Genomic DNA, 26421 nt, shown 5'->3' with positions numbered 1-26421 from the left:
TGAGCGCATGAGCGATGAGCAAGAAGGCGGCGACAGCGCCTGCTGGCTGTCGTCGGTATGCCCGGAATGCGGCGCGATGCTCGACAATCGTGCAGGCCCCTGCTGGCGGTGCGGTACAGCGCCAGGCGGTGAGGAGTAAGGGCGTGATTACGCCGCCGTCAGTGCGTCGGCGTCCAAGATCGTGTAGCTGTATCCCTGCTCGGCGAGGAACCTCTGGCGGTTCTGCGCATAGTCCTGGTCGACCGTGTCGCGGGCGATGAGCGTGTAGAAGCTCGCCGTGTGACCGGACTCCTTCGGGCGAAGCAGCCGTCCGAGGCGCTGTGCCTCTTCCTGGCGCGAGCCGAACGAGCCCGAGACCTGGATCGCGACCGATGCCTCGGGCAGGTCGATCGAGAAGTTCGCGACCTTCGAGACGACCAGCAGCTCGATCTCGCCCACACGGAACTGGCGGTAGAGCTCCTCGCGCTCGTCGATCGGCGTCGCGCCGGTGATCTGGGGCGCATTCAACGCTTCGGACAGCGTCTCGAGCTGGTCGAGGTACTGACCGATCACAAGCACGCGCTCGCCGGGGTGCTTGGCGATGAGCTCACGCACGGCATCGATCTTCGCTGGTGCGGATGCGGCGAGCCGATAGCGGTCATCGTCAGTGGCAGCGGCGTACTCGAGCCGGTCATCCGGAGGAAGATCCACACGCACTTCGTAGCAGGCGGCGGGCGAGATGAACCCCTGCGCCTCGATCTGCTTCCACGGTGCGTCGAAGCGCTTAGGGCCGATGAGGCTGAACACATCGCCCTCACGGCCGTCCTCTCGCACGAGAGTCGCCGTCAGCCCGATGCGGCGGCGAGCCTGCAGGTCGGCGGTGAGTTTGAACACGGGAGCCGGCAGCAGATGCACCTCGTCGTAGACGATGAGGCCCCAGTCGAGAGCGTCCAGCAGTGCGAGGTGGGCGTACTCGCCCTTCCGCTTCGCCGTGAGGATCTGGTACGTCGCGATCGTGACGGGCTTGACCTCTTTCACCTGTCCGGAGTACTCGCCGATCTCTTCTGGAGTGAGACTGGTGCGCTTGAGCAGCTCGTCTCTCCACTGGCGGGCCGAAACCGTGTTCGTCACGAGAATGAGGGTGGTCGTCTTCGTCGCGGCCATCGCGGCAGCGCCGACGATCGTCTTGCCTGCCCCACAGGGGAGCACCACGACACCCGAGCCGTCTTTCGAGAAGGCATCGACAGCATCCTGCTGGTAGGGGCGGATGTGCCAGCCGTCCTCTGCGAGTTCGATCTCGTGAGGGGTGCCGGGGGTGTAACCGGCGAGATCCTCTGCCGGCCAGCCGATCTTCAGCAGCTCCTGCTTCATCTGACCGCGCGCCCACGCATCGATCACGTATGTGTTGGGGCTCGGATGCCCGATCAGGAGCGGCTGGATGCGCTTGTTGCCCGCAACCTGTGTGAGAACAGCCGGATCCGTCGAACGCAGGATCAGCAGGCCCTCATCGTCGCGCTCGATCACCAGGCGGCCGTATCGGTTCACCGTCTCGCTCAGGTCGACAGACACCGATGGCGGGACGGGAAAGCGCGACCATCTGTTGAGCACCTCGAGCATGTCCTCAGCCGTGTGACCGGCGGCCCGGGCATTCCACAGGCCGAGCCGCGTGATCCGGTAGGTGTGGATGTGCTCCGGCGCGCGTTCGAGTTCGGCGAAGATCGCCAACTCGTGGCGAGCGGTCTCGGCGTCGGCGTGCGCGACTTCGAGGAGGACCGTGCGGTCGCTCTGGACGATCAGTGGGCCATCAGACATAGCGGTCCAGTCTATCGCCTTGGTGAGTTCTGAGACCCGATCCCTGAGCCTGTCGAAGGGTCGATGACGCGGGCAGACCGGATGCTTCTTACAGGGAGGGTCCGCTCGACGTCGGCCGCGCGGTCTCGGCCGCGGAGTCTTCCGCCGCCGAGGCCACTGGCTTCGAGCTGCAGTTCGCGGATCGTGCCGTCCGGCATGTTGATTTCCACCAGCAGCACGGACTTCGCGCGCACGGCCGCGTCGAGCTCGCGATCGAGCCAGGCGGCATCGTCATCGGGACCCTGACGGTCGCGGAGTCGCTGAATGAGTGGTGTGTAGTCGGCGGGTCGCGGTGCTTGAGCCGGCGGGACGGGGTGGCGATCGATGACCTGCGGCTCGCCCTCTGGGCCCACGATCATCGCCGGATAGCGTGCGTCCGTCAGCGTCCAGTACACGCTGTCGCGTCCAACACGCGAGCTCAGCCCGTCGGCGTCTCTGGACAGTGCGAGGGGGCGGAGGGACTGGTCGACGGCCATTGCGTCCAACAGGGTGGCATCAGCGCTGGTGACCTTCGTTCGTCCTGTGGCAGGCTCCGCGAACACTCTGACCAGCCCATGACGCTGTGCGGACTGCATGACGAGGTACTCGAGTGGCTGGGGGATGCCGGTCAGCGAGATCTCGCCGAGGAAGTCGAGGATGGACTGCGCGGTCTCACCGCCGGTGAGGGCGTGCGCGACGGATTCGGCGCTGAAGCGGTAAGAAGAGGCCTGGGCTGCGGATTCGCGGACGGCGATGCTACGCAAGCGCACATCGAGCGGGGGCTGGAGGGGGCCGGGGGCGATGGCCGAGAGATCGTTCTGCAGGAAGATCCGGTCGACTTCGGTGGGCAGCATCCGTGCCACGCCGCTGGCGTCTGCCGGACGTCCGCTTCGCAGCGGCACTGCCCATTCCGGTTCGGCACCGTCGTCGGCGATCAGGCCGAGAAGTCGCGCTCGCGTGCGCAGTGCCGCACAGCGGTCGTTCCAGGAGCTGTCCCATGGATACTGCGGTCCCCAGTGCGGAGCCGGCAGCCAGCCGCCGGCCGGTGTGCGCAGACCAGTCGGAAGAACGTCTCGAAAGGACTCAGCGAGAGCGGTCCACCGGTCGGATGCTGATCGTCGCAGCCATGCGTCACCTGCTGGTGTCATCCGCAACCGGCGGTCGTCCACTGTCGCAAGACCAGTGTCCACGGCGATCGTGACGAGATCATCGAGATGCTCTGCGGGCATGCCCATCTCGACGATGCGGCGCTTCTCACCTGCGTTGAGGCGCCCGTCGGTGAGGAGGACGAGGGGAGTCTCTGCGCTGAGCATCAGCAGATCCGCGATCGCGGCGACGCTCGTGAATGCTCGCTCAGCGGCGCGGGCGGCAGCGCTCTCAGTGGCGGGCTCAGCGTCAGCGGGCTCGCTACCGGCGGGGACTTCTCGAGCAGCGACCGCATCGGCCACGGTCGGCGCAGGGGTACCATCTGGCTGCAGAAGAGCCAGCGCCACCAGCGCGTCGGTGTGCTCTGCCGCATCTTCACCCCGAGCCGAGCGATGCAGCGCGGTCGCTTGTGCCAGCGGCAGGCGCGGCAGCATCCGCTCGATGGAGGCGGGCTCGAGCAGTGCCTCGGCCACATCGAAGAAGTCCGACCAGGCGACGTCTTCGCGCACGCCGCGCGCTTCGAAGAGCGCTGCCAGCTGCGCATCTGTGGCAGTGGCCAGCCACACGGCGAGCGGGCGGGCGTGCATGCTCATGTCATGGGCGCTTGGCTGCGCGGCCCTTTCGCACGAAGCTCATGATCAGCAGCGCGAGAATCATCACGAATGCCAGCGGCAGTCCGTACGGAGGGATAGCCACGACGATCGGCCACAGGCCCTCGGTGAAGGACTCCTGTGACATGCCTGTCGCGCTTCCGATGATGATCGCGAAGAAGCAGATGACAGAGAGCGCTGCCAGCGTCAGTGCGGTGAACGCGAGGATGCGATCCACCCGGCGGACGGGAACCTCGGGTTCCGGATTCTGCTTGCTCATCCGTCTCAGCCTAGACCCTGGAACACCGGTAGGCTGGGGGAGGCCGCAGATACGCGCGCCTTCATCCAGGCAACATCACTCAGCGAGGTTCTCCGATGCCCACCGGCAAGGTCAGGTTCTACGACGACGAGAAGGGGTTCGGCTTCATCGCCAGCGATGATGGCCAGGACGTCTTTCTGCACGCCTCTGCCCTCCCTGCGGGCGCTTCGGTCAAGTCGGGCGCGAGAGTCGAATTCGGTGTCGCCGATGGCAAGCGCGGTCTGCAGGCACTTTCGGTGCGTGTTCTGGATGCTCCGGTGAGCCTCGCCAAGGCGAAGCGCAAGCCGGCCGATGACATGGCGATCATCATCGAAGATCTCGTCAAGCTCCTCGATGATGTCGGCGGCGATCTGCGTCGTGGTCGTTACCCGTCAAGCAGCTATGGTCGCAAGGTCGCTGCGGTTCTTCGCAAGGTCGCTGATGACCTCGACGCCTGAGCCCGATGATCGCCTGATCGGCGCGCACGACCTCGCGGTCGCCGCGCTGAAGGAGATCACCCCCGCCTCGACGATCGGCCCTGCGGCCGGTTACCTGGTCGAGGACGACGGCTCGGTGTCGCTGCGGTTCGAGAACCGCCTTCCTGGGTACCCCGGCTGGTACTGGACCGTGACGCTGGCGCGCGTCGAGGATGCTGAGCCGACGGTTCTCGAGGTCGAACTGCTGCCGAACGACGGCGCGCTGCTGGCCCCGGAATGGGTGCCGTGGGCTGAGCGCCTCGCAGAGTACCGTGCTCACCAGGCAGAACTGGCCGAGCAGGCCGCAGCCAGCGCCGCCGAGGCAGGCGAAGCGGACTCGGCTGAGAGCGATGAGGAGGACGTCGACTCCGATGAGGACGATGACGACCTCGACGACGATGACCTCTCCGACTCGCGGGTGCTGCACGCCGGTGACCTGGACGGCGTCGACATCGATGAACTCGACGACTCCGCTGAAGATCTCGAAGACTCGGACGAGGACGAATCAGACGACGACGAGTCGGACGACGACGAAGAGTAGCCGGCCGCGCCGCGCTCAGGCGCTGGTGCGCTCCAGCACGTAGTCGATCGAGCGGATGAGCTGGCGTACGTCGTCGGGCTCGATCGAGACGAACGTCGCGATGCGCAGCTGGTTGCGGCCGAGCTTGCGGTAGGGCTCGGTGTCGACGATGCCGTTGGCGCGCAGCGTCTTCGCGATCGCTGCGGCATCGATGCTCTCGTCGAAGTCGATGGTGGCGACGACGGGGGAGCGGTGCGCAGGGTCGGTGACGAACGGTGTTGCGACAGCGGATGCCTCGGCCCAGTCGTACAGCGCCTTGGAGGACTCCGCGGTGCGCGCGCCGGCCCAGGCGAGCCCGCCGTTGTCGTTGATCCACTTCAGCTGGGAATCCAGCAGGTGCAGCGTCGTGAGGGCGGGCGTGTTCAGCGTCTGGTTCAACCGCGAGTTGTCGACGGCGTTCTTCAGGCTGAGGAACTCGGGGATGTAGCGGTCCGATGCGGCGATCCGCTCGATCCGCTCGATTGCGGCGGGCGATACGGCGGCGAACCACAGTCCGCCATCGGAGCCGAGGTTCTTCTGCGGTGCGAAGTAGTAGACATCCGCCTGAGTGATGTCGAAGTCGATGCCGCCGGCGGCGCTGGTGGCATCGATCACGGTGAGTGCTCCCTCTGCGGCGACGCGCGTGACGGGGGCGGCGACACCGGTCGAGGTCTCATTGTGCGGCCACGCGTACACGTCGACGCCGTCAACGAACGCTGCGGAGGCGAGCGAGCCCGGCTCTGCCTTGCGCACATCGGGGGCCTCGAGCCACGGCGCACCGGCGGCCTTGGCGAACTTGCCGCCGAACTCGCCGAACGTGAGGTTCTGGCTGCGTCGCTCGATCAGGCCGAAGGCTGCGGCATCCCAGAAAGCAGTTGACCCGCCGTTGCCGACGAGGATCTCGTAGCCCTCGGGAAGACAGAACAGACTCGAGAGCTGCTCGCGAACGCTGCCGACGAGGTTCTTCACCGGCGCCTGCCGATGAGATGTGCCGAGGATGCTCGCCCCCGCGGTGACGAGTGCCTCCAGCTGTGCAGGACGCACCTTTGAAGGGCCACAGCCGAAACGGCCGTCGACGGGCAGCAGGTCACGCGGGATCTCGATCGACATGGCTCGATTCTAGGGGCGCGCAGCGCGAACGAGTTCCACCGTGACCACGACTGGCCCCGCCGCGGGAATGTAGGCTTGCCTAAGAAGACCCGGAGGATAAAGATGGCGGACCTGATCGACACCACGGAGATGTACCTCCGCACCATCCTCGAGCTCGAAGAGGAGAACATCGTTCCGTTGCGCGCGCGCATCTCCGAACGACTCGGTCATTCGGGGCCGACGGTCTCGCAGACCGTGGGGCGCATGGAGCGCGACGGTCTCGTCGTCGTCTCTGAGGATCGGACGCTCCAGCTGACGGATGCCGGCCGACGCAAGGCCGTCGACGTCATGCGCAAACACCGCCTGGCAGAACGTCTGCTCTCGGACGTCATCGGTCTGGACTGGGCGTACGTGCACGAAGAGGCATGCCGCTGGGAGCACGTGATGAGCGAGCAGGTCGAGCGTCGTCTTGTAGAACTCCTGGGGCAGCCGACGGAGTCGCCGTACGGCAATCCGATTCCTGGACTGGACCAGCTGGGCGGCCTGATGCCCGCCCGCACTTTCGACGAAGGCGTCATCGGCCTCGTGCAGAAGCTCAATCACGCCGGCGGCCCCGTCGAGGGAACCGTGCGCCGACTCGCTGAGCCCGCGCAGGTCGACCCCGAGCTGCTGGTGCAACTGCGTGACGCAGGAGTCATGCCGGGAGCTCGCGGAAGCTACCGCTTCAACGAGGGGTACGTGCTGATCGAAATGGACGGAATCGACGAGGGCCTCGAACTGCCCGTCGAGCTCGCTTCGCACATCTTCCTCGTCGGCGACGAGTCCTGAGAAGCGGGTTCGGATGCCGCGGCATCCGCTCCCGGGGGATTGCCAGCGTGCCAGGGTGACAAGATCGTTATCTTCGGGTAGCCTCGGACGGGTCGCCGGAGAACTAGACCGCTGGTGACAACCCCGCGAAGACTGCCTCATCGGCTCGTCGTCTCTGCGGATACATCGCACGAAGTACCCCGAGCTTGTGCCACGAGAAGCAGAGTGCAGACGAGCCAGCGCACCCGAGCGCCGAGGCACAGGAGGATTCCCCTTTGGCCGCAGACATCGAACCGACCACGACATCTGAGAAGACCCTGAAAACCGAGCGGCCCGCGGCAACGCGCAGTGTCGCCCGTAGAGTCGTGAAACCCATGCGGTCGATCGCCATCTTCGGCGCAGTCGGTGCATTGGTTGCGGCAGTCGCTCTTCCCGCTTACGCGGCTTCGTCGACGCCGGTAGACGCGGCAGCCACACTCCAGCAGGTCGCACAGGACGATGCACAGTCGCTCGTTGTCGCTTCTGAAGCCACCGCAGCTCCGCTTCAGCGTTCGACGTACACCGCGACGACGCCCGCAGAGATCGAGCAGAAGAAGGCTGAAGAAGCCGCTGCTGCTGCCGCGGCGGCCGCTATTGCTGCACAGGCCGCCTCGACCTCGTCGTCCTCCGGCGGAGGCATCGACATCGGCAACTACGCACTGGTCTCGCCCGGTTCTGGCGAGGTCCGGTATCCGCTTCCCCGTGGCTCGTACCGCGAGGGACGCACGACAGTCGGCCCCGACAGCGGTGGCCACGACGGTGCAGACATGCTGGCTGCGGCCGGCACCCCGATCTACGCGGCTGCGGCAGGTGTCGTCCGTGTCTCTTCTGAGAGCTACTACGGCTACGGCGTTGCTGTCGTGATCGACCACGTCATCGGCGGCCAGAGCGTCTCGACGACCTACGCCCACATGACTTATGGAACCCGTCAGGTGCAGGCGGGGCAGACCGTTCAGGCCGGTCAGATGATCGGCGCAGTCGGCAGCACCGGAAGCTCGACGGCCAATCACCTCCACTTCGAGGTGCACGTGAACGGCTCCATCCTCGAGCCGTACGCATGGCTCGCCGCGAACGCCGGCTGATTCTCAAACCCGCTTTCGGAGGCGACACGCCTCCGAACGTTCAGCTGCTGTTTCGTCATCGGTCGGTCCGATGAGCTACCCTGAACCCGTCGTCGCACGAACGGGAGAAGCCGATGGAACAGATACCGGGCATCCGCACCATGGATGCACTCGGTCGCTATGTCCTTCGGCATTGCCCGCAGGGATGCACGGAACTTGTCGTGCGCAGTAGGCGTCGCCCATAGGGCGACGCCTTTTTATGTCTCTGCACGTGAACTGCCGTTCGCGTGGCGTCATGTGAGTCGAGAGAGCCGGGAAGCCGTCCCGGCGTATCGAGAGGACGATGATGCGCACACTTGTTCTGAACGCCGGGTACGAGCCACTCGCGGTGGTCTCGTTCAGACGAGCCCTGGTGCTCGTGATGAATCACAAGGCGACCGTGATCGAGCGGGTCGACGATGATCCCGTGTGGTCCGCAGCCGGAGCGTTCGATCGCCCGGCCGTCATCATCCTGTCGAGATACGTCCGCCTGCCGATGAGCAAGCGGGTGCCGGTCACGCGGAGGGGCGTGCTGCGCCGCGACGATCACCGATGCGGGTACTGCGGTAAGACAGCATCCACGATCGATCACGTCCTGCCGCGCTCGCGCGGCGGAGCGGACTCATGGGAGAACCTCGTCGCCTGCTGCCTGCGCTGCAACAACGTCAAGAGCGACCGCACCCCGCAGGAGATGCGCTGGGAGTTGCGCTTCACTCCGCGCCCGCCGCGCGGCGGACGCTGGTCTGTGCGCGGCACCGAGCGCAGCGATCCCGCATGGGAGCCGTATCTCGCCCTCGCGGCGTGACGCGGTGTGACGCGGCAGAATGGGCTCATGACGCGCGCACTCATCATCATCGATATGCAGGTCGGATTCGATGATCTCGATTTCTGGGGTCCGACGACGAATCACGCTTGCGAAGAGAACGTCCGACTGCTGATCAGCGAGTGGGAGCGGTCTGGCGAGCCGATCGTCGTGGTGCGTCATGACTCGCTGTCGGAGTCGTCACCGCTTCATCCGGCGAACCCGGGCAATGCGCTGGTCTCGCCCGTCGGCGCGATCGAACCCGCGCTTCTGGTGGTCAAGAGTGTGAACTCTGCGTTCTACGGCAGTCCGGATCTGCACGCGTGGCTGCAAGAGGCATCGATCGACGACGTTGTCATCTGCGGCATCCAGACGAACATGTGCGTGGAGACGACGGCTCGGATGGCAGGCAACCTCGGCTATTCCACGACGGTGGTGCTGGATGCCACGCGAACGTTCGAGCTGAACGGATACGTTGCCGGCATCGGGATGGTTCATCGCAGCGCGGACGAGCTTATGGCGAACACGGCGCTGGTGCTGCAGGAAGGCGGGTTCGCGCGCATCGCGTCGACTCGCGAGTTCATCGCAGCCGGTGCGACTGGATAGACTTGTCGAGCCAGCCTCTGTAGCTCAATGGAAGAGCAGTTGCGTCCTAAGCAAACGGTTGGGGGTTCGAGTCCCTCCAGGGGCACCGTCTCGAGGCATTACCAACACTTATCGCGATATGTGTTGGTAAGGTCATTCGATGGCTACACCTACGGGCAGTCTCGTCCCCATCGATGCGGTGACCTACGAAACCTTCGATTGGAGCCCGCGCGCGCCCGAGATCCACTCGAGAGCCGAGGTGGAGCGACAGACCGGACCATACGAAGCCGCGGTCACGCCGCCTATTGTCGCCTGGTCGCCGACTATCTCGAGTGAGGATTCGGCAGACGTCGAGGACGCGACTCGCCAGCTGGTCGAGTTCGATCACCACGCGCAGCGGAAGCTGGGTACCGGCAACCCCGCACTGGGGCCGATGACCGCGATTCTGCTGCGCACCGAGTCAGCCTCGAGCTCGCAGATCGAGCAGCTGACGACGTCAGCCAAGCAGCTCGCCCTCGCCGAAATTGACGAGGGCGACAAGGCGAACGCGCTCACTGTCGTGGGTAATGTCCGCGCCATGGAAGCAGCTCTGCAGTTGGCCGATGACATCAGCGAGGACTCCATTCTCGCGATGCACAAGGCACTGATGCTGCACCAGACAGGCTTCCCTCCCGAGGATGCGGGCCGATTCCGCGCCGAGCAGGTCTGGATTGGACGTGGCGAAGCCGGCCCCCGCGTCGCCGACTTCGTCGCACCGCACCATGACCGCATTCCCGGTGCGATCGGGGATCTTGTCCGCTTCGTCACGCGCCAGGACCTTCTTGTGCTCGTGCAGGTTGCTGTAGCGCACGCGCAGTTCGAAACGATCCACCCGTTCCCAGATGGCAACGGCCGAACCGGTCGCGCGGTCGCGCAGTCGATTCTGCGAAACAAGGGCCTCGTTGGTTCGACGGCTGTGCCGATCTCGGCCGGCCTCCTCGTCGACGTACCCCGCTACTTCAATGCCCTCAGCTCATTCCGTGACGGTGACGCCGGTCCGATCATCCGCGACTTCGCACGCGCCAGCAGGATCGCGGCGACGACGGGCACACGTCTCGTCGACGATCTCGTCGAGCAACTCGAGGAGTCCCGCGCGAAGATGGTGGGCATCCGGGCCGACGCCGCGGCGTGGCGGATCTTGCCCCACCTGGTGGGCCAACCCGCGGTGAATGTCAAGTACCTCAAGAACACGCTTGGCCTCGGGGAGATGGCCGCGCTCCGCGCGCTCGATTCGCTAACCGAGCGGGACATACTCACCGAGACCACGGGGAAGAGCCGCGGCCGCGTCTGGCAGCATCGAGGCATCCTCGATGCCCTGGACGCCTATGCATCGGTGATTCGCCGGATGACGGCACGCTGACCAACGATGCTGCCTCGGTCCTCGCTGCGCCTATGAAGCGTCGTCGGCGGCCTCGGCGGCCTCTTCGGACTGCTCGACCACTTCCGGCTCGACCTGCGGACGACCGACGATGCCGATGCCTACGGCTTCGTGACTGGGCTCGGGATCTTCCCTCGGCGGCGCCTTGGGCTCTTCGGCCGGCTCTTTCTCTGTGCTCGGCTCCTGCATGTCTTCAGTGTCGGGCATCTCTTCGGCGTCAACCGGCTGCGGCTCGTTCGATTCTGAACTCGTGGGCTGATCTGATCCGCTCATGATGTGTTCCTCTCGTCGGCTGTCCGGTCATGCTACCTCTACGATGAACGAGTGACACCGATCGACGTCTTCGCCATCGTCGGCGAGGTGCTGTCCTGGATAGGGCTCGGGGTAGGGATTCCCTTCCTCATCATCGCGGGGATGGTCGCCCTCGTCGAGGGGCGCTGGGAGCGCGTCGACATGGTGGTGGTCGAACACGACGGCGCAACCCTCGTACGCTGGTTCGCTGGCGGAGACTTCCACGAGCGCGCCCTCACGTCACGTGAGCGCGCGAGCGACGAATGGCACCAGGGGTACGTGCGCGTGTGGGACCCCCAGCACGTGCGCCTTCACCCGCCGATGCTGCGCCGTCTGTTCTTGACGATCGGTGCGATCTTCGCCGGGGTCGGTGTGATCGGGGTCATCGTCTCGATGATTCCCGCGTTCGTCTGACTCGGCGAGGTGTGGGCAGTCAGGGCTTGCCGCGCCACAGCTTCGACGGCCACCAGATCGCACGCCCGATGTCATAGGACAGCGCGGGAACCAGAAGCGAGCGCACCACGAAGGTGTCCAGGAGTACGCCGAAGGCGACGGTGAACGCGAGCTGCACCAGGAACAGGATCGGAATCACCGATAGAGCCGCGAATGTTGCCGCCAGCACGAGCCCGGCCGAAGTGATCACGCCACCGGTGACGGACAGCCCCCGGAGGATTCCTTCGCGTGTGCCGTGCAGGATCGTCTCTTCGCGCACTCGGGTCATCAGGAAGATGTTGTAGTCGATACCGAGTGCGACGAGGAACACGAACCCGTAGAGCGGTACGGCCGGATCTGCGCCGGGGAAGTCGAAGACACCGTTGAACACGAGCGCCGAGACGCCCATCGCTGTGCCGAAGGACAGCACTGTGGTCACGATCAGCAGCACTGGCGCCAGGATCGCGCGCAGCAGCAGCATGAGGATCAGGAGGATGACCACGAGGATGATCGGGATGATCAAGTTGCGGTCATGGATGGACGCGTCGTTCGTGTCGACCGAGGTGGCAGTCACACCGCCGACCCGTGCATCCAGATCAGTGAGCGTGGAACGCAGCTCCCGGACAGTGGATGCCGCGGCATCAGAATCGGCGGCATCCGTCAGCGTGCCCTGCAGCATCACGTCGCCTTCTACGACAGTGGGATCGGGTGCGGGGGTGCCAGGAGGGCCGATCGCGACGATGCCGTCTTCGGTGACGCTCGCTGTACCGCTGGGGGAGTCGGCGGCGGTGACGGCGACCGAATCGATCCCGTCGTTCGCGAGCAGAACGTCTGCAGCATCCTGCAATTCGTCCTCTGGAACGACGACGTATACCGGACTGCCGGATCCGCCGGGGAAGTGCTCTCCCAGCGCCGTCTGTCCCTCGCGTGCCTGGGATGAGCCGAGTACGAGTTCGGACTGCGGAATTCCAGAGGCATTGAGCTGTGTGAAGCCCGCCGCTCCCGCGACAAGCACCAGGGTCGTGACGATCCAGATCACGCGCGGACGACGTTTGATCCCACGCGCGACCCACCCCCACAGCCCCGTGCTCGCCACACCATGGTTGGCGTCGACGGCCTCCGGCTCGAATTTCGGCCGTCGCGGCCAGAATACGGCTCGGCCGAAGACGAACAGCAGCGCAGGCAGCAAGGTCAAGGCGGACAGCATCGCGAATACGATGCCGATGGATGCGACCGGTCCGAGGGTGCTGTTCGACTTCAGGTCGCTCAGCAGCAGGCACAGCAGACCGGCGATCACGGTGCCACCTGAGGCGGCGATCGGTTCGATGGATCCCTTCCACGCAGCCATCACTGCGGCACCCTTGTCCTGCCTCGTGCGCAGCTCGTCACGGAATCTCGCGACGAAGAGCAGTGAATAGTCGGTGGCCGCGCCGATCACGAGGATGAAGAGGATTCCTTGTGTCTGGCCGCTGAGCAGGAGGATCTCCCATTTCGCCATCCACCACACGACCAGCAGTGCGACGCAGAGCGCGAAGAGACTCGTTGAGAGGACGACGATGGGGAGCAGTGCGGAGCGGTAGACGAGAACCAGAATCACGAAGACGGCCAGCAGCGCTACGCCGAGCAGTAAGCCATCGATTCCGGCGAAGCCAGCCACCAGGTCAGCGGAGAAACCGGCCGGCCCCGTGACGTACACGCGCACGCCCTGCGGAGACGCATCTTGCAGCGCCTCTTCCAAGGCTGACACCGTGTCACCCAGGTCGGCGTCGCTGGAGATCGGGATGAATGCCTGGACGGCCTTACCGTCTTCCGACGGGATGGCGGGGGAGACCTCGTCGGACACACCCTCGATGTCGGGCGTCGCTGCGATCGCTTCTTCGATGTGGGTGAGCTGATCATCGTCGAGCTCGCTATCTCCGACGAAGACCACGATCGAGGGGATCGCATCTGAATCGTTGAACTCGCCCAGAAGTTGCTGAACCTCGGTCGCATCTGCGGACGACGGCAGGTAACTGGTCTGGTCGTTGGAGGAGACCTCATCGACCTTGCCGAACAGTGGGCCCCCGAGGCCTGCGCCGACCAGCCAGGCGATGATGAGCACCGCGGGCACAAGAACGCGTACCCATGAACGTCGTCGAATGCGAACGCGGGGGGAGTCAGTGGTTTCAGTCATCTCTCATCATTTCACTAGCCTGGCTAGTTGAAAACCTAGCACGAAATATTCCTGAGAGTAGTATCGATCTCATGCCCGACGTTCCCCGCGCGGATCAGCCGCAGCCGTTCGCTCCCGGATCCGGGATCTACGAGCTGGACATCAACGACCCCGCGGGTGAACTGGTCGATCGCGGGTCGCTGTCCGCGGCGGAGATGCAGCAGATCAACGCCCTGATGCGTGCACTCGGCGGGCTCCGCGACGCCGAGCAGGCGCTCTCAGAGGCCTCGTTGCGCTACATGAAGCTCAACCGGACCGACATGCGGGCGCTGCACTTTCTGATCACATGCGAGAACAGCGGATCTATCGCAACGCCGGGTGCGATCGCCTCGCATCTCGCGATATCTACGGCATCAACGACCAAACTGCTGGACCGGTTGGAGCATGGGGGGCATATCACCCGCTCGCCGCACCCGTTCGACCGTCGAGCGCTGGCTATTGCGATAACACCCTCGACGAAGAAGTCGGCCGTCGAGACGGTCGGGCGACAGCACGCGCGCCGATTCATTGCGGCGGCGAACCTCTCGGCGCCGGAACGAGATGTCGTCATCCGCTTTCTGACGGACATGAAAAACAAGATCGCCCTCGGCGACGAGCCGTGGGCGACCTTGAAAGAAGACTAAAGAAGACTGACGAGCTTCAGTGCGCAGCGCGATACGCGTCGATGATCGCACCAGGAATACGGCCGCGCTCAGACACCTTGTGCCCGTTTTCCTGCGCCCATTCGCGAATCACTGCCGTCTCTGCAGAGCCGGCAGATCGCTTGCGCGGGGAGCCACCGCGAGACGGGGCTGCATTCGCGCGGCGGGCACCGGCGATGTACGGCTCAAGGGCCGCGCGGAATGCGTCTGCATTCTCTGTCTTCAGATCAATTTCATAAGCGGTGTTGTTGAGTGAGAAGTAAACGGTCTCACCCTCACCGATTCCAAGAACGGTTCCATCAATATCGTCAACCAACTGGTGCACAATGCGTCGGGCCATTCTGCAATCATACGCATGGAGATGTGAATTGGTTGGATATCGGGGTTGTTCAGGGGAGAATACCCGCACGACGCGCGCGGGCGACAGCAGCATGCCGCGTGGAAGCATCGAGCTTCGACATCGCTGTGCCGAGATAGGCCTTTACCGTTCCTTCACGCAAGCTCAGCTGCGCGGCGATTTCGGCGTTGGTATGGCCCAAGGCCACGCACGAGAGGACATCCATCTCGCGGCGTGAAAGGCGGACCGCGGGAACAGAACGCGTAGCTGGTCCGGCGACGGTGGTTCGCGACTCTCCAGCGACCGCGATCAGCTTCTGCTCCAGTCGTGCCAGCCGCGTTCGCAGTGATGCATCGGCCACCGCTGCCGAGATGCTGCGCAGCTCGGCGAAGCTCTCGCGCAGATCCTCGCGGGCGGAGGAGGAGAGCGCGGGAGGGGAAGACGCCATTGATTGCATTCTTCGATCCACCTCGTCGTGGATGCGCAGTTCAGAAGCCACGGCATCGGCGACCGTCAGAGCCGGGGCGGTGGTGACGCCGCCGACCGGGGACTCGTGCCATGCTCCGGCGTACAGCACGCCGCGCGATCGCCCAGCCACGACGATCGGAATGGCAAGCAGGGTGCGGAGCCCTTCGCCGAGAACGAAACCGTCATAGTCATGTGTGATCTGCCGGGATGCTCCGTAGTCACTGGTCATCCTGGGGCGCAGCTCCGTCATCGCGCGGCCGCCGAGACCGCGCTCCGGGCGCACCTGAAGCCCCTCGAGGCTGCGTGTCCGGGTGCCGGTGATGCTCGTCACTGTCACGGCGCCGTCTTCGATAAGACCCCCGAAGGCGACCGGGAATCGGGTGCGCCGCACCAGCTCGCGCACGGCTTGGGCGACGAGATCTGCGTCTGGATCAAACGCGAACGTAAGGACTCCCTCGAGTACTGACTTTCGGGGGTGACGGTGAGGTCCCCCCGTTTCGTAGCGTCGACCCTACCATTCGCGCGACCAACGTCGCTCGTTGTTTCCCCATGAGGCAAGGAGGCCCCATGACTGACCGAATGCCTGAACAATCGCATGGGCGGATCGACTACGTCGCCGTAGAAGAATCCGCCAGATTCCAGAAGCTCAAGCGCACGCAGCGATCGTTCATCTTTCCCCTGGCCGCGCTCTTCCTGATCTGGTACTTCGTGTATGTGCTCCTCGGCGCTTATGCGACGGAATTCATGGGGCAGCGAGTGTGGGGCGACATCACGGTCGGACTCCTGCTCGGACTCGGGCAATTCGTGACGACATTCGCCATCACGATGGCCTACGTGTCGTTCGCGAATAGAAAGCTCGATCCGAAGGCTGAAGAAATCCGTGAAGAACTCGAGAAGATCCAGGGGGAGTCATGAACCCGGTTATGGCAGTCGCCGCGCCGGCGGCAGAGAACAACCCGGTCCTCAACATCGCGATATTCGCAGCCTTCGTGGCTGTCACACTTTTCATCGTCATTCGCGCAAGCCGCAACAATAAGACGGCTGCGGACTATTACGCGGCTGGCCGATCATTCACCGGCCCGCAGAACGGATTCGCGATCGCCGGGGATTACCTCTCCGCAGCGTCCTTCCTCGGCATCTGCGGAGCTATCGCGGTGAACGGATATGACGGATTCCTGTATTCGATCGGTTTCCTCGTCGCGTGGCTCGTCGCGCTTCTGCTGGTCGCTGAGCTCATGCGCAACACCGGCAAATTCACCATGGCCGATGTGCTCTCCTTCCGTCTCAAGCAGCGCCCGGTGCGACTGGCCGCGGCCATCACCACGCTCGCGGTGTGCTTCTTCTACCTGCTCGCGCAGATGGCGGGAGCAGGAGGACTGGTCTCGCTCCTCATGGGGATCGACGGTCGGATCGGACAATCGATCGTGATCGCCGTCGTCGGAATCCTGATGATCATCTACGTGCTGGTGGGAGGCATGAAGGGCACCACCTGGGTGCAGATCGTGAAGGCATTCCTGCTCATCGCCGGCGCGATCGTGATGACCGTCTGGGTACTGGCGATCAACGGCTTCAATCTCAATACTCTGCTCGAAGCCGCCGTCGCTGCGTCTCCTGATGGCGATGCTGTGCTCGCTCCCGGCCTGCAATACGGCGCCAACCCGTTGGACTTCGTCTCGCTCGGACTCGCGCTCGTCCTCGGTACTGCGGGGCTCCCGCACGTGCTCATGCGGTTCTACACCGTCCCCACGGCCAAAGAGGCACGACGTTCGGTCGTCTGGGCCATCTGGCTGATCGGCGGCTTCTACCTGCTGACTCTGGTTCTCGGTTACGGTGCGGGTGCACTGGTCGGACCGGAAGTCATCAGGGAAGCGCCAGGCGGTGTGAACTCTGCCGCGCCGTTGCTGGCGCAGTACCTCGGCGGGCCGGTGCTGCTCGGACTCATCTCGGCGGTTGCGTTCGCGACGATCCTCGCGGTCGTCGCTGGCCTGACGATCACGGCTGCGGCATCGTTCGCGCACGACATCTATGCGAACGTCATCCAGAAGGGCCGCAAGAAGCCGGATGGCACGCCCGTGGACGCGGATCCGCAGGCCGAGGTGAAGGTGGCCCGACGCACGGTCGTCGTCATCGGCATCCTCGCGATCGTCGGCGGTATCGGCGCACAGGGGCAGAACATCGCCTTCCTGGTCGCGCTCGCCTTCGCGGTCGCAGCATCCGCGAACCTGCCGACCATCCTGTACTCGCTGTTCTGGCGTCGGTTCAACACTCGCGGCGCGCTGTGGAGCATGTACGGCGGTCTCAGCTCGGCGATCATCCTCATCGTGCTCTCGCCGGTGTTCTCCGGTTCGGAGACGGCGATGATCCCGTCGATCGACATCGCCATCTGGCCGTTGAACAACCCTGGAATCGTGTCGATCCCGCTCGGGTTCCTGCTCGGATGGCTCGGCACGATCACCAGCCACATGGCAGAGTCGCGTCAACTGGCAGCAGAGATGGAGGTGCGCTCGCTGACCGGTTTCGGCGCGGAGAAGGCGACCGAGCACTGACGCTCATCGGCACAGTCCGCTGGCAGCGCGAACCCTCGGCCCCACTCGGCCGGGGGTTCGTGCTGTCTAGTTCTTCTCGAGGTCGAGAAGGTACCGCTTGTATTCGGGATGAGCACCGTACTGACCGACCGTGCCGTCTGCGCGGACCACGCGGTGCACCGGCACGATGATCGAGAACGGAGTGAGCCGACAGGCGGTGCCGACAGCTCGAGCGGCTCCTGGGCGACCGGCGAGAACGGCGACCTCTCCGTAACTGGCGGTCTCACCCCAGCCGATCTTCGTGATCTGCTCGAGAGCGTCTCGATGGAACCCTTTGGTCAGTCGCCAATCGAGCCGCACGTGTTGGTCGAAGCGTACGGGCGTGCCAGCGAAATAGCTGTCGAGCAGGTGAGCCAGCTCGTCTGCGGCACCCGGGTCGGGTACGGGGGTCTCATGCAGCCGCGTCGAGATGCTCTCGAGCAGCCACGGAACCGATGGGTCGGATGCCTCAGACAGGTCGAAGTTGACGATCCCCTCGTCAGAGAAGACCACCAGTGCATCCCCGAAAGGGGTGGGGGCGAAGTCATAGCGGAAAGTCATGAGCCCATCTTGAGCCCTGCAGGAGACAGGAGGACCACGATCTCGCGCGGATGGGGGAGAAGTGGCCGATCCGCTCCAGTTGTGGAGGAAAAGTGGCTCAATCCGGTGAAACCCGCCCAGGATACAGGGCCAGCAGTGGTGTGGAGCTTAGTCTGTCGTATGTGTGGCGACGTGAAGACAAAGCCGCGAGCGCCGCGGCAGCGGATGCCGCGATGACGATCGGCGATCAATCAGACGACGCGACCGCCATCGCGGTCGCACACATCGCCGACGCCGAGCGCACGCGTCTGCGGGCAGAGGCAGCCGACCTCGGTGGACAGTCACCGCTGACCACGTACCGTGACACCGTCGAAGGCGGCATCGACATCTCCAAGGCTCACCCGGGGAGCCTGCCGCAGTTCATCACCGGAAAGTCGACGCTGCTGTCGAACCTGTTCCGTGACGAAGTCGGACTGCGCACCGCACGCCTGGCGGCCGAACGCATCACCGCGAAGAACACCGAACTCCGCACCGTCCGCGGCATCGATGCGGTGCATCTCGCCGTCGGCATCGCCGGATGGCGCATCGGCGGCGCAGACTTCGCAGCCCCGGTTCTCCTCCGTCCGCTGGCGATCCGTCGACACCACACCGACTACGAGCTGAAGCTGCAGGGCTCGTTCGTGGTGAACCCCGAGCTCGTCCGAATCGCACGCGAGCACTTCGGCATCACGATCGACGCAGAAGCACTGGCATCCCTCGCCTATGACGGCGGAATCTTCAAGCCGCAGCCCGTGATCGATCGACTGCGCGCGGCGACCCAGTCGATCGACACCTTCACGGTTCTGCCGCGTCTGGTGGTTTCGACGTTCGCCGACGTGGGCGCGACGATGTCGCGCGACAGCCGCACGCTCGATCATCAGTTGCTCAATGCGCTCGCAGGCCACATCGATGACCGCGAACAGGTCACCGCACCGCGACCGCAGCCGCATGTCACCAGCCCTGACGAGCGTGCTCCCGCGTCGGACACGCTGCTGCTCGATGCCGATGCTGAGCAGGAGTCCGTGCTCAGCCGCATCTCTGCCGGGCACTCGCTGGTTGTCGCGACGCTCCCGGGCACCGGCGGCACCCAGACCGTGATCAACGCTCTGGGCGAGTTGGTCCGCGCAGGAAAGCGGGTGCTCGTCGTCTCGGCCAGACGCTCCACACTCGATGGTGTCCGTCATCGCCTGAACGGCATCGGGCTCGACAGTCTCGCGGTCTCACCGGGCAGCATCCGTCGTGATCTTGTGCGCGCCATCGGGCGCAACGAGAAGGCCACCGCTCCGAAGGCCGGCGACGTCGACGACGCTCTCGTGCGTCTGCGCAACGTGCTGCTCGACTACCGCAGGGCGCTGTCGACTCCGATCGATGGGCTGGATGCCACGATCCTCGACGCGACGCGGCACCTGACTCGTCTCGCATCTCTTCCCACCCCGCCCTCGACCACCGCGCGGCTGAACACCGACACGCTGCGCAGGCTCGCCGGTGGGCGTGCTGATGCTGCCGCAGCGCTCGTGCAGGCGGCACGACTGGGCGAATTTCGCTTCGGCCCGGATGATTCGCCGTGGTACGGCGTGAACTTCCGCAGCACTCAGGATGCTCGCGCGGCACACGAACTCGCCGGCAGGCTGCACGCCACGGACGTTCCTGACGTTCTCGAACGCGGGTATGCCCTGATCTCGCAGACGCGGATGCGTCCGTTCGCCACGATCGATGAGCTCGGCGAATACCTGCGTCTGCTCGAGGGAATTCGCGACTCGTTGGACCGCTTCAGCCCGACCGTCTTCGAGCGGCCGCTGGGCGAGCTCATCCAGGCGCACGGATCGCGCCGCGACGCTCCCGCCATGTCGGGCGCGAATCGTCGCAGGCTGCGCAAGCTCGCCAAGGAGTATGTGCGTCCAGGCGTGCACATCACGGAGATGCACGAGGCGCTGCTGCGCATCCAGCAGCAGCGCACCCAGTGGCAGCGCTTCGTCGACGCGGGCGTTGCACCCGAGATTCCGCTCGGCCTCGGTGACGTGTACGCATCGTGGGAGCGCGTGACCGCGGAACTTTCTGAATTGGATGCTGCGCTCGGCCGCCGTGAGCCGCTGGCAACTCTGCAGGTCGAACGGCTCGTGCGCACCCTTGCCGGGCTCGCCGCGCAGTCCGACGTCTTCGACAACCTCGTCGAGCGCGCCACGATCCGCGACAAGCTGGCCACCCTCGGGCTTGAGCCGCTGCTGGCAGAGTTGTCGGTGCGGCATGTCTCAGATGACGAAGTCGCCGACGAGCTGGAATTCGCCTGGTGGCAGTCGCTGCTCGAGCGGGTGCTGCAGGATGACCGCGCGCTGCTCGGTGCCAACACCGCGGTGGTCGACCGTCTCGAGCGTGACTTTCGTCTCGTCGATGAGGCGCACGCATCGATGGCCGGACCCCTGCTCTCCTGGCAGCTCGCCAACCAGTGGCGCATCGCAATCGTCGACGAACCGACTGAGTCGCAGAACCTCCGCCGTGCGCTCACGCAGGGCACCCCGACGACCGCCGAGATCGTATCGGCGGCACCGACTCTGATGAACGTCCTCGCGCCAGCATGGATCGCCTCGCCGTATCTGGTCCCCGAGATCCCGGATTCGGTCGAGTTCGACACCGTGCTCCTGGCAGATGCCGCCGCCATCAACCTCGCCGAAGCGGCCCCGGCCATTCGGCGCGCGCGTCAGGTCATCGCTTTCGGTGATCCCGTCACGCAACGCCCCACGCCGTTCGATCTGGCGGTGGATGCCGGAGAGGACTGGGAGAGCGAAGTCCCGTTCGATGAGACCTCGGTGTTCGAACGCCTCGCGGAGCTGCTGCCGGTCATGACACTCACGCGCAGCTATCGCGCCGGCGGCGAGGACCTCGCGGAACTCATCAACGACGCGTTCTACGGCGGCGAGATCGCCTCTCTGCCGTGGGCCGGTTCCTATCTCGGACGCGGCAGCCTCACCGTCGACTATGTCGAGGGCGGCGTGGGCGCACCGGACCCGATTTCGGGAGCGGTGGAGAGTCCGGATGCAGAAGTCGCCCGTGTGGTGACGCTCGTCGTCGAGCACGCCGTGCACCGCCCCTCCGAGTCGCTCATGGTGATCACCGCCAGCGCTCGCCACGCCGAACGCGTGCGCGCCGCGGTGACCACGGCGTTCGCCGGACGATCGGATGTCGCCGACTTCGTCGGCCGTGACACCGCAGAGCCCTTCGCCGTGCTCACCCTGGAGGAGTCGGTAGCCGAGAGCCGCGACCGGGTGATCTTCTCACTCGGATACGGCCTGACCAAACACGGCCGGGTGCTCAGCGACTTCGGAGACCTGTCCACGCCGGACGGCGAACGGCTGCTCACAGTCGGCATGACCCGTGCACGCCGATCGATGGTGATCGTGTCCTCCATCCGGCCCTCGTCTTTCGATGACGGACGGCTCGCGCACGGCGCATCCACTCTCATGTCGATTCTCGGCGGTCTCGCCTCGCGTGGGCGCGAGTCCCGTCTGGAAGATCTTGCAGACCCGCTGACGCTGGCTCTGGCCCGAGAGCTTCGCCGGCTCGGAGCATCCGTCGATGTGGACTATCGCGGGCTGCTCCCGCTGGTAGCCCAGCACGACGGCAAGGCCGTCGTCATCGAATCCGATTCCGAGACGCTGGGGGAGTCGTTGCGCGAGTCGCTGCGACTGCGTCCGCACGCGCTGCGCCGCCTGGGCTGGCACTATGTGCGGGTGCATGCATTCGACCTGTACAGCGATCCGGTCACTGCGGCGTCGCGCATTGCGGCCGTCCTCGGCATCGCACCCGATGCGGTGCGCGCCGAAACCGATACGCAGCCGATCGACCTGCCAGATGTCTGAACAGGACGACACGCAACCCGAACGGCAGAAGATCGTCCGGGTTGCGGGAAGTCGCCGTGCCCGGTTGACGCCCGTCCCTGGCAGCGATCCCGCGCCCGAGGCACCGCCGAAGCGCGAACGCCGAACGCCGCGCGGCGCGAAGGGACCCAACGACGATCAGCTGTTCCGCGACGTGCCACCGCACTACTGAGGCGCACGACGAAAACTGAGCTGCCCGACTGAACGCGACGAAAGAGGGCGGTTCGACGCGGAATTCCGCGCGAACCGCCCTCTCGGCGTTTCTGCTGGAGTCAGAGCCCCGTGCCTGCGTTCTTGCGCAGCAGGTCGCGGATCTCGATGAGCAGATCCTGCTCGCTCGGCAGGGTCTCCTCTTCGACGGCAGGGTTCTTCGCTGCCTGACGCTCCTTGTACTTGTTCATCGGCAGGACGAACACGAAGTACACCACGAGGGCGACAGCGATGAAGCTGATGATCGCCGAGATCAGGTCACCCAGTGGGAAAGTCACCGGGTTGCCGTAGATGTTCGTCAGCGTCGGACCGAAGTTGCCCGCAGCATCCGCTTCGAAGAAGAGCGCCACAATCGGGTTGATGATGCTGGCGACAACCGCGTTGACGATTGCGGTGAAGGCTCCGCCGATGACCACGGCGACAGCCAGATCAATGACGTTGCCCTGTGCGATGAATTCTTTGAAACCCTTGAACATTCTGGGTACCCCCGGTCGTATCAGGCCTCAGGTAGAGGCCGGAGCAGCTGCCGGCGCAGGGTTTGCGCCTGTCGGCTTTTCCGTCTTCGATGATGCCGACGAACTGCTCGCAGTTCCCGCGCCACTCCGTGAGTCGGTTCGATAAAATCCCGAGCCGTTGAAGGTCACCCCGATCGATCCGTACTGCTTGCGCAGTGCGCCGCCGCACTCCGGACAGATGGTCAGTGCGTCGTCGGAGAAGGACTGGACGGCATCGAAGGCGTGGCGGCACGAGGTGCAGGCATATGCGTAGGTAGGCATCGTGATCTCAGTGGTTCAGTGTCGCGTGGGCGACAGGTGGATGGTGCGAGCAGGAGTGACGATGCCGGCTACCGGCTGATCGTGCAGCTCGCGGGGGAGGGAGTCGAGGACTTCGGAATCGAAGGTCACGGCGTAGACGGGCGGGGCGGCACTCATCGATGCGATGGCCTTGTCGAAGTAGCCGCGGCCCCAGCCGAGGCGGGTGCCGCGGGTATCCACTGCGGCCGCGGGGATGATCATGAGGTCGACGTTCTCGACGGCGGCGTGGCCGAGCGGTTCGCCCCGCGGCTCGGACAGTCCGAAACGGCCCTCGGCGAAATCTTCGGTCCCGTCCGCGACCGCCCAGTCGAGAAGGCCGTCTGCGCCCGTGATGGGAAGAAGAACACGGATGCCGCGTCGCACCGCCCCTGCGATGAACGAGTGCGTGCCGGGTTCGGTCGGTGTCGATACAAAACACGAGATGATCTGCGCGCCGTGTGCGGCGACGAGCGAATCGAGCTGTGCGGTGATGTCGGATGCGGCGGCTGCACGCTCCTGCGCTGAGAGTGCGAGTCGGCGGTCGCGGAGCGCACTGCGCAATGCGCGCTTGGCCTGCACGACCTCATCTGACATATGGCGATTCTACGTCGCGGTACCGGCGAGACGGCGCACTAAGCTGTGCGCATGGGAAAGCACTCGATGAAAGCGGTCATTCCGGCGGCAGGGCTTGGTACGCGGTTCCTCCCCGCGACGAAGGCCATGCCGAAGGAGATGCTGCCCGTCGTCGATAAGCCGGCGATTCAGTACGTCGTCGAAGAGGCGGCAACAGCGGGTATCGATGACATCCTCGTGATCATCGGTCGTAACAAGAACATGATCTCCAATCACTTCGACTCGGTGCCAGAGCTCGAGGTGAAGCTCACGGAGAAGGGCGACATGAAGCGCCTTGAGCGAGTGATGAAGTCGAGCGATCTCGCAGACATCCACTATCTCCGTCAGGGTGAGCCGAAGGGGCTCGGTCACGCGGTGCTGCGCGCGAGGGCCCACGTCGGCGACAGTCCCTTCGTCGTCATGCTCGGTGATGATCTGATCGATGAGCGCGACCCCCTGATCACGACGATGATGGCCGCGCACGAGCGCACCGGCGCGACCGTGGTGGCTCTCATGGAAGTCGACCCCTCGCAGATCCATCTCTACGGGGCCGCGGCGATCGAGACGACCGACGATGACGACATCGTGCGTGTTACTGGGCTCGTCGAGAAGCCTGCGCAGGAAGATGCTCCCTCCAATCTCGCCATCATCGGACGCTATGTGTTGCCCGCGTCGGTCTTCCCGATCCTCGAGCGCACAGAGCCCGGAAAGGGTGGTGAGATCCAGCTGACGGATGCGCTGCAGGAGCTCGCAGCCGACCCCGATGGGCCCGGAGTCGTCGGCGTGATCTTCCGTGGACGGCGTTACGACACCGGTGACCGCGTCGACTACATCAAGGCGATCGTTCAGCTCGCCACCGACCGTGACGATCTCGGCGCCGACCTGCGTCCGTGGCTGAAAGACTTCGCCGAGAGCCTGTAGGCCGTCCGGCTGCGAGGATTCGATGGAGTTGCTTCAGGGGCATCGTCATGGACCGATCGAGCTGAGGCTCATCAGGACCAGAGACGCACGGGTGCTGCAGCAGGAGCTGCTCGCCAACCGGTCGTGGTTGCAGCGCTGGGAAGCCACGATCCCCGGCGGGGTCTCGTCTTTCGATATGCGTCTGAGCATCCGTCGTCTGCTGCAGCAGTACCGTGACGGGGGCGGCTACCCCTTTGTGATGCTGCACGACGGAGAAGTCGCCGGACAGCTCAACGTGTGGGGCGTCGCCAGAGGCTCGCTCAACTCAGCGACGATCGGATACTGGGTCAGCGAGCGCTTCGCGGGGCTCGGGATCACGCCGACAGCGGTCGCGATGGCCACGGACGCCTGCTTCACCGAATATGGACTGCACAGGATGGAGATCTGCATCCGACCGGAGAACGCGGCAAGTCTTCGCGTGGTGCAGAAGCTCGGCTTCCGTTATGAGGGATACCGGCGACGGTACATCCACATCGACGGCGATTGGCGCGACCACTACGCGTTCGCGTTGACACGCGAAGACGCGCCCGAAGGCGTGCTGACGCGCTGGCTGAGTGGACGTGCACCGCAGGATGCTGCCGACATCCCCCCATCGGACCGGCTCTCGATCTGAATTTCTGCACAGTCCGAGAGCGACACGCGTCACGACTGAGGCGCGTGGGCCGCCTGGTCGCATACCGTTGAGGCTATGAATGGGCCGGTGCTGAGTGGGGGCGTGATCGTCCTCGTCGCGGTACTGCTGTGGATGCTGTACCTGCTGCCGTCTTGGCGCGGCCGCTACCAGTACAACTCCGCGGAGCGAAACGCTGTGCGCTTGAACCAAGCGCTGCGAGTGCTCGCCGAGACGAGTGAGACGCCTGATGAGGTCCGGCTCGAACTCAATGCCCGCACCGTGCTCGCCCAGCAGAGGCTTGCCAAGCGTCTGCAGTCCGAGAGGGAATCCGCAGAGCTTGAGACTCTTCGTGCCGAATTGGCAGCGACGCGCGCTGATCCCGTGGTCCGTCAGGCCAGGATCAGGCGGCGCGTTCGCGTCTCGGCGACAGTGATGCTGGTGGCGGGGCTCGCGGTAGCGGCACTCGGCGTATGGCAGCTGGTCCTCGGCGGTGCACAGCCCATGATCTGGGTCGGAGGCGCACTGGCGCTCATCGCTGCCACGACGCTGCAGAAGATGGCCTCTGTTGCGAGTCGAGCCGCACGCCGACCTGTTGTCCAGAACATCGAAGAGACGACATCGCGAGTGTCTCCTCCGCTGCACGATCAGGGTCGTGCGACGTCGTGGACGCCCCGTCCGCTGCCCGCGCCCCTGGCGACGGTGAGCGGCTCGCTGGCGCAGACCGCTCGCGCGGAGATCGAGGAGCAGCAGGAGCTGCGCCGTGCCACCCGTGTCGCCGAGCTTCGCGCGCGCGCAGCGCAGATGGCGCCGCCAGAGCCGGTTGCGATCCCCGTTGCAACTCCCGCGCCCGCCGCTGCGGAGAGCGCCTCGCCGTACTCCCGGATGGGTTTCGTCGATGACGCGGAGATCGAAGATCACGTTCGGCACCTGCTCGAGCGTCGCGCAGCCGGATGACGCGTTCCTCGGCGCAGCACGCCTTTCGAGCGTGATAATCTAGCTGAGGTTCATGGGCCTATGGCGCAGTTGGTAGCGCGCCTCGTTCGCATCGAGGAGGTCAGGGGTTCGAATCCCCTTAGGTCCACCATGTGGTGACACAGGCTGAGAAGCTCCGTCGAAAGA

28 protein-coding genes, 2 tRNA genes and 1 pseudogene are annotated in these 26421 nt (G+C 65.0%); 18 read left to right on the top strand and 13 right to left on the bottom strand.

The genetic code is table 11. The features are described 5' to 3' along the window. Positions 1 to 147: 147 nt before the first annotated feature. Genes ACN0RC_RS09085 through ACN0RC_RS09075 form a run of 3 tightly spaced genes read right to left on the bottom strand, consistent with a single transcriptional unit; the run spans position 148 to position 3825 of the window. Positions 148 to 1791, bottom strand: a complete 1644-nt coding sequence (locus ACN0RC_RS09085) for a DNA repair helicase XPB (RefSeq protein WP_417510937.1) — start codon at positions 1789 to 1791, stop codon at positions 148 to 150. Between the two features lie 11 nt (positions 1792 to 1802). Next, positions 1803 to 3548 (bottom strand): helicase-associated domain-containing protein, encoded by a 1746-nt coding sequence (locus tag ACN0RC_RS09080; RefSeq protein ID WP_417510935.1) that lies wholly within the window; start codon positions 3546 to 3548, stop codon positions 1803 to 1805. A gap of 1 nt (position 3549) precedes the next feature. Beyond that, the gene (locus ACN0RC_RS09075; RefSeq protein ID WP_417510933.1) at positions 3550 to 3825 is read right to left on the bottom strand and encodes a multidrug ABC transporter ATPase; all 276 of its coding nucleotides are present in this window, start codon (positions 3823 to 3825) and stop codon (positions 3550 to 3552) included. Positions 3826 to 3920: 95 nt separating this feature from the next. Between ACN0RC_RS09075 and ACN0RC_RS09070 the strand changes: the two genes are divergently transcribed. Then, on the top strand, positions 3921 to 4301 hold the full coding sequence (locus ACN0RC_RS09070) for a cold-shock protein (protein WP_417510931.1): 381 nt from the start codon (positions 3921 to 3923) through the stop codon (positions 4299 to 4301). Then, positions 4285 to 4860, top strand: coding sequence for a DUF3027 domain-containing protein (locus tag ACN0RC_RS09065; protein ID WP_417510929.1), 576 nt, complete (start codon positions 4285 to 4287; stop codon positions 4858 to 4860). The genes ACN0RC_RS09070 and ACN0RC_RS09065 overlap by 17 nt, the downstream gene beginning before the upstream one ends. 15 nt (positions 4861 to 4875) lie before the next feature. On the opposite strand, the gene serC is transcribed toward ACN0RC_RS09065, so the two are convergent. Continuing rightward, a complete protein-coding gene (gene serC, locus ACN0RC_RS09060; protein WP_417510927.1) occupies positions 4876 to 5988 on the bottom strand; it encodes a phosphoserine transaminase in 1113 nt (370 codons plus the stop codon). Positions 5989 to 6090: 102 nt separating this feature from the next. On the opposite strand from serC, the gene ACN0RC_RS09055 reads away from it, so the two are divergent. From ACN0RC_RS09055 to ACN0RC_RS09030, 6 genes are all read left to right on the top strand, one after another. Next, complete coding sequence (locus tag ACN0RC_RS09055; RefSeq protein WP_417510925.1) at positions 6091 to 6795, top strand: metal-dependent transcriptional regulator; 705 nt, start codon at positions 6091 to 6093, stop codon at positions 6793 to 6795. 353 nt (positions 6796 to 7148) lie between these two features. Next, the gene (locus ACN0RC_RS09050) at positions 7149 to 7895 is read left to right on the top strand and encodes a M23 family metallopeptidase (protein WP_417510924.1); all 747 of its coding nucleotides are present in this window, start codon (positions 7149 to 7151) and stop codon (positions 7893 to 7895) included. Between the two features lie 325 nt (positions 7896 to 8220). After that, positions 8221 to 8718, top strand: a complete 498-nt coding sequence (locus ACN0RC_RS09045) for an HNH endonuclease (RefSeq protein WP_417511144.1) — start codon at positions 8221 to 8223, stop codon at positions 8716 to 8718. Between the two features lie 27 nt (positions 8719 to 8745). Beyond that, positions 8746 to 9321, top strand: coding sequence for a cysteine hydrolase family protein (locus tag ACN0RC_RS09040; RefSeq protein ID WP_417510922.1), 576 nt, complete (start codon positions 8746 to 8748; stop codon positions 9319 to 9321). Positions 9322 to 9334: 13 nt separating this feature from the next. After that, positions 9335 to 9406: transfer RNA gene (locus ACN0RC_RS09035), tRNA-Arg, on the top strand. 54 nt (positions 9407 to 9460) lie between these two features. Continuing rightward, on the top strand, positions 9461 to 10699 hold the full coding sequence (locus ACN0RC_RS09030) for a Fic family protein (protein ID WP_417510920.1): 1239 nt from the start codon (positions 9461 to 9463) through the stop codon (positions 10697 to 10699). 30 nt (positions 10700 to 10729) lie between these two features. On the opposite strand, the gene ACN0RC_RS09025 is transcribed toward ACN0RC_RS09030, so the two are convergent. Continuing rightward, complete coding sequence (locus ACN0RC_RS09025; protein ID WP_417510918.1) at positions 10730 to 10990, bottom strand: hypothetical protein; 261 nt, start codon at positions 10988 to 10990, stop codon at positions 10730 to 10732. Positions 10991 to 11041: 51 nt separating this feature from the next. Here ACN0RC_RS09025 and ACN0RC_RS09020 point away from each other — a divergent pair, with 51 nt between their 5' ends. Further along, entirely contained in the window at positions 11042 to 11422 is a 381-nt protein-coding gene (locus ACN0RC_RS09020; protein ID WP_417510916.1) for a hypothetical protein, read from the top strand. Between the two features lie 19 nt (positions 11423 to 11441). On the opposite strand, the gene ACN0RC_RS09015 is transcribed toward ACN0RC_RS09020, so the two are convergent. Beyond that, positions 11442 to 13613: an MMPL family transporter gene (locus ACN0RC_RS09015; protein ID WP_417510914.1), complete on the bottom strand. Its 2172-nt coding sequence runs from the start codon at positions 13611 to 13613 to the stop codon at positions 11442 to 11444. A gap of 71 nt (positions 13614 to 13684) precedes the next feature. Here ACN0RC_RS09015 and ACN0RC_RS09010 point away from each other — a divergent pair, with 71 nt between their 5' ends. Then, entirely contained in the window at positions 13685 to 14275 is a 591-nt protein-coding gene (locus ACN0RC_RS09010) for a MarR family winged helix-turn-helix transcriptional regulator (RefSeq protein WP_417510912.1), read from the top strand. 16 nt (positions 14276 to 14291) lie between these two features. Here ACN0RC_RS09010 and ACN0RC_RS09005 read toward each other — a convergent pair whose 3' ends face one another. From ACN0RC_RS09005 to ACN0RC_RS08995, 3 genes and pseudogenes are all read right to left on the bottom strand, one after another. Then, positions 14292 to 14633, bottom strand: a complete 342-nt coding sequence (locus tag ACN0RC_RS09005) for a histone-like nucleoid-structuring protein Lsr2 (protein WP_417510910.1) — start codon at positions 14631 to 14633, stop codon at positions 14292 to 14294. A gap of 49 nt (positions 14634 to 14682) precedes the next feature. After that, positions 14683 to 15078: a helix-turn-helix transcriptional regulator gene (locus ACN0RC_RS09000; RefSeq protein ID WP_417511142.1), complete on the bottom strand. Its 396-nt coding sequence runs from the start codon at positions 15076 to 15078 to the stop codon at positions 14683 to 14685. A 111-nt stretch (positions 15079 to 15189) separates the two neighbouring features. Continuing rightward, positions 15190 to 15507, bottom strand: a pseudogene (locus tag ACN0RC_RS08995) (GAF domain-containing protein); the annotation flags it as partial. A gap of 158 nt (positions 15508 to 15665) precedes the next feature. Between ACN0RC_RS08995 and ACN0RC_RS08990 the strand changes: the two are divergent. Further along, a complete protein-coding gene (locus tag ACN0RC_RS08990) occupies positions 15666 to 16013 on the top strand; it encodes a DUF485 domain-containing protein (RefSeq protein WP_417510909.1) in 348 nt (115 codons plus the stop codon). A gap of 8 nt (positions 16014 to 16021) precedes the next feature. Then, the gene (locus ACN0RC_RS08985) at positions 16022 to 17644 is read left to right on the top strand and encodes a cation acetate symporter (protein ID WP_417510907.1); all 1623 of its coding nucleotides are present in this window, start codon (positions 16022 to 16024) and stop codon (positions 17642 to 17644) included. A 66-nt stretch (positions 17645 to 17710) separates the two neighbouring features. On the opposite strand, the gene ACN0RC_RS08980 is transcribed toward ACN0RC_RS08985, so the two are convergent. After that, the gene (locus tag ACN0RC_RS08980; RefSeq protein WP_417510905.1) at positions 17711 to 18223 is read right to left on the bottom strand and encodes a methylated-DNA--[protein]-cysteine S-methyltransferase; all 513 of its coding nucleotides are present in this window, start codon (positions 18221 to 18223) and stop codon (positions 17711 to 17713) included. Between the two features lie 212 nt (positions 18224 to 18435). Here ACN0RC_RS08980 and ACN0RC_RS08975 point away from each other — a divergent pair, with 212 nt between their 5' ends. Continuing rightward, on the top strand, positions 18436 to 22095 hold the full coding sequence (locus ACN0RC_RS08975; protein WP_417511140.1) for an AAA family ATPase: 3660 nt from the start codon (positions 18436 to 18438) through the stop codon (positions 22093 to 22095). Then, complete coding sequence (locus tag ACN0RC_RS08970; RefSeq protein WP_417510903.1) at positions 22088 to 22285, top strand: hypothetical protein; 198 nt, start codon at positions 22088 to 22090, stop codon at positions 22283 to 22285. The genes ACN0RC_RS08975 and ACN0RC_RS08970 overlap by 8 nt, the downstream gene beginning before the upstream one ends. Positions 22286 to 22385: 100 nt before the next feature. Here the strand turns inward: ACN0RC_RS08970 and mscL are convergent, their stop codons facing one another. The 3 genes from mscL to ACN0RC_RS08955 are packed head-to-tail and all read right to left on the bottom strand — an operon-like array spanning position 22386 to position 23711. Then, positions 22386 to 22799: a large conductance mechanosensitive channel protein MscL gene (mscL, locus tag ACN0RC_RS08965; RefSeq protein WP_417510902.1), complete on the bottom strand. Its 414-nt coding sequence runs from the start codon at positions 22797 to 22799 to the stop codon at positions 22386 to 22388. A gap of 27 nt (positions 22800 to 22826) precedes the next feature. After that, entirely contained in the window at positions 22827 to 23099 is a 273-nt protein-coding gene (locus tag ACN0RC_RS08960) for an FmdB family zinc ribbon protein (RefSeq protein WP_417510900.1), read from the bottom strand. Between the two features lie 15 nt (positions 23100 to 23114). Beyond that, on the bottom strand, positions 23115 to 23711 hold the full coding sequence (locus ACN0RC_RS08955) for a 5-formyltetrahydrofolate cyclo-ligase (protein WP_417510898.1): 597 nt from the start codon (positions 23709 to 23711) through the stop codon (positions 23115 to 23117). Positions 23712 to 23762: 51 nt separating this feature from the next. Here ACN0RC_RS08955 and galU point away from each other — a divergent pair, with 51 nt between their 5' ends. From galU to ACN0RC_RS08935, 4 genes are all read left to right on the top strand, one after another. Beyond that, positions 23763 to 24650, top strand: a complete 888-nt coding sequence (galU, locus tag ACN0RC_RS08950; RefSeq protein ID WP_417510896.1) for a UTP--glucose-1-phosphate uridylyltransferase GalU — start codon at positions 23763 to 23765, stop codon at positions 24648 to 24650. 22 nt (positions 24651 to 24672) lie between these two features. Then, positions 24673 to 25302 carry a GNAT family N-acetyltransferase gene (locus tag ACN0RC_RS08945; RefSeq protein WP_417510894.1) on the top strand — a complete coding sequence of 210 codons (630 nt, stop codon included), beginning with the start codon at positions 24673 to 24675 and terminating at the stop codon, positions 25300 to 25302. A 75-nt stretch (positions 25303 to 25377) separates the two neighbouring features. Further along, positions 25378 to 26256 carry a hypothetical protein gene (locus ACN0RC_RS08940; protein WP_417510892.1) on the top strand — a complete coding sequence of 293 codons (879 nt, stop codon included), beginning with the start codon at positions 25378 to 25380 and terminating at the stop codon, positions 26254 to 26256. Positions 26257 to 26310: 54 nt separating this feature from the next. After that, a tRNA-Ala gene (locus ACN0RC_RS08935) sits at positions 26311 to 26386 on the top strand. Positions 26387 to 26421: the final 35 nt, after the last annotated feature.

This window comes from Microbacterium sp., assembly GCF_048259935.1.
Lineage (GTDB): Bacteria > Actinomycetota > Actinomycetes > Actinomycetales > Microbacteriaceae > Microbacterium.
This window is presented reverse-complemented; position numbering and strand designations above follow the sequence as displayed.

Coding starts and splice junctions, on each gene's coding strand:
- ACN0RC_RS09040 (WP_417510922.1), top strand. CDS start 8,746: ATGACGCGCGCACTCATCATCATCGATATGCAGGTCGGATTCGATGAT.
- ACN0RC_RS09055 (WP_417510925.1), top strand. CDS start 6,091: ATGGCGGACCTGATCGACACCACGGAGATGTACCTCCGCACCATCCTC.
- ACN0RC_RS09050 (WP_417510924.1), top strand. CDS start 7,149: ATGCGGTCGATCGCCATCTTCGGCGCAGTCGGTGCATTGGTTGCGGCA.
- ACN0RC_RS09065 (WP_417510929.1), top strand. CDS start 4,285: ATGACCTCGACGCCTGAGCCCGATGATCGCCTGATCGGCGCGCACGAC.
- ACN0RC_RS09000 (WP_417511142.1), bottom strand. CDS start 15,078: ATGGCGTCTTCCCCTCCCGCGCTCTCCTCCTCCGCCCGCGAGGATCTG.
- ACN0RC_RS09085 (WP_417510937.1), bottom strand. CDS start 1,791: ATGTCTGATGGCCCACTGATCGTCCAGAGCGACCGCACGGTCCTCCTC.
- ACN0RC_RS08985 (WP_417510907.1), top strand. CDS start 16,022: ATGGCAGTCGCCGCGCCGGCGGCAGAGAACAACCCGGTCCTCAACATC.
- ACN0RC_RS09080 (WP_417510935.1), bottom strand. CDS start 3,548: ATGAGCATGCACGCCCGCCCGCTCGCCGTGTGGCTGGCCACTGCCACA.
- ACN0RC_RS09075 (WP_417510933.1), bottom strand. CDS start 3,825: ATGAGCAAGCAGAATCCGGAACCCGAGGTTCCCGTCCGCCGGGTGGAT.
- ACN0RC_RS09005 (WP_417510910.1), bottom strand. CDS start 14,633: ATGGCCCGACGCATTGTGCACCAGTTGGTTGACGATATTGATGGAACC.
- galU (WP_417510896.1), top strand. CDS start 23,763: ATGGGAAAGCACTCGATGAAAGCGGTCATTCCGGCGGCAGGGCTTGGT.
- serC (WP_417510927.1), bottom strand. CDS start 5,988: ATGTCGATCGAGATCCCGCGTGACCTGCTGCCCGTCGACGGCCGTTTC.
- ACN0RC_RS08975 (WP_417511140.1), top strand. CDS start 18,436: ATGACGATCGGCGATCAATCAGACGACGCGACCGCCATCGCGGTCGCA.
- ACN0RC_RS09030 (WP_417510920.1), top strand. CDS start 9,461: ATGGCTACACCTACGGGCAGTCTCGTCCCCATCGATGCGGTGACCTAC.
- ACN0RC_RS09045 (WP_417511144.1), top strand. CDS start 8,221: ATGCGCACACTTGTTCTGAACGCCGGGTACGAGCCACTCGCGGTGGTC.
- ACN0RC_RS08955 (WP_417510898.1), bottom strand. CDS start 23,711: ATGTCAGATGAGGTCGTGCAGGCCAAGCGCGCATTGCGCAGTGCGCTC.
- mscL (WP_417510902.1), bottom strand. CDS start 22,799: ATGTTCAAGGGTTTCAAAGAATTCATCGCACAGGGCAACGTCATTGAT.
- ACN0RC_RS08970 (WP_417510903.1), top strand. CDS start 22,088: ATGTCTGAACAGGACGACACGCAACCCGAACGGCAGAAGATCGTCCGG.
- ACN0RC_RS09070 (WP_417510931.1), top strand. CDS start 3,921: ATGCCCACCGGCAAGGTCAGGTTCTACGACGACGAGAAGGGGTTCGGC.
- ACN0RC_RS08945 (WP_417510894.1), top strand. CDS start 24,673: ATGGAGTTGCTTCAGGGGCATCGTCATGGACCGATCGAGCTGAGGCTC.
- ACN0RC_RS08980 (WP_417510905.1), bottom strand. CDS start 18,223: ATGACTTTCCGCTATGACTTCGCCCCCACCCCTTTCGGGGATGCACTG.
- ACN0RC_RS08940 (WP_417510892.1), top strand. CDS start 25,378: ATGAATGGGCCGGTGCTGAGTGGGGGCGTGATCGTCCTCGTCGCGGTA.
- ACN0RC_RS09015 (WP_417510914.1), bottom strand. CDS start 13,613: ATGACTGAAACCACTGACTCCCCCCGCGTTCGCATTCGACGACGTTCA.
- ACN0RC_RS08990 (WP_417510909.1), top strand. CDS start 15,666: ATGACTGACCGAATGCCTGAACAATCGCATGGGCGGATCGACTACGTC.
- ACN0RC_RS09010 (WP_417510912.1), top strand. CDS start 13,685: ATGCCCGACGTTCCCCGCGCGGATCAGCCGCAGCCGTTCGCTCCCGGA.
- ACN0RC_RS08960 (WP_417510900.1), bottom strand. CDS start 23,099: ATGCCTACCTACGCATATGCCTGCACCTCGTGCCGCCACGCCTTCGAT.
- ACN0RC_RS09025 (WP_417510918.1), bottom strand. CDS start 10,990: ATGAGCGGATCAGATCAGCCCACGAGTTCAGAATCGAACGAGCCGCAG.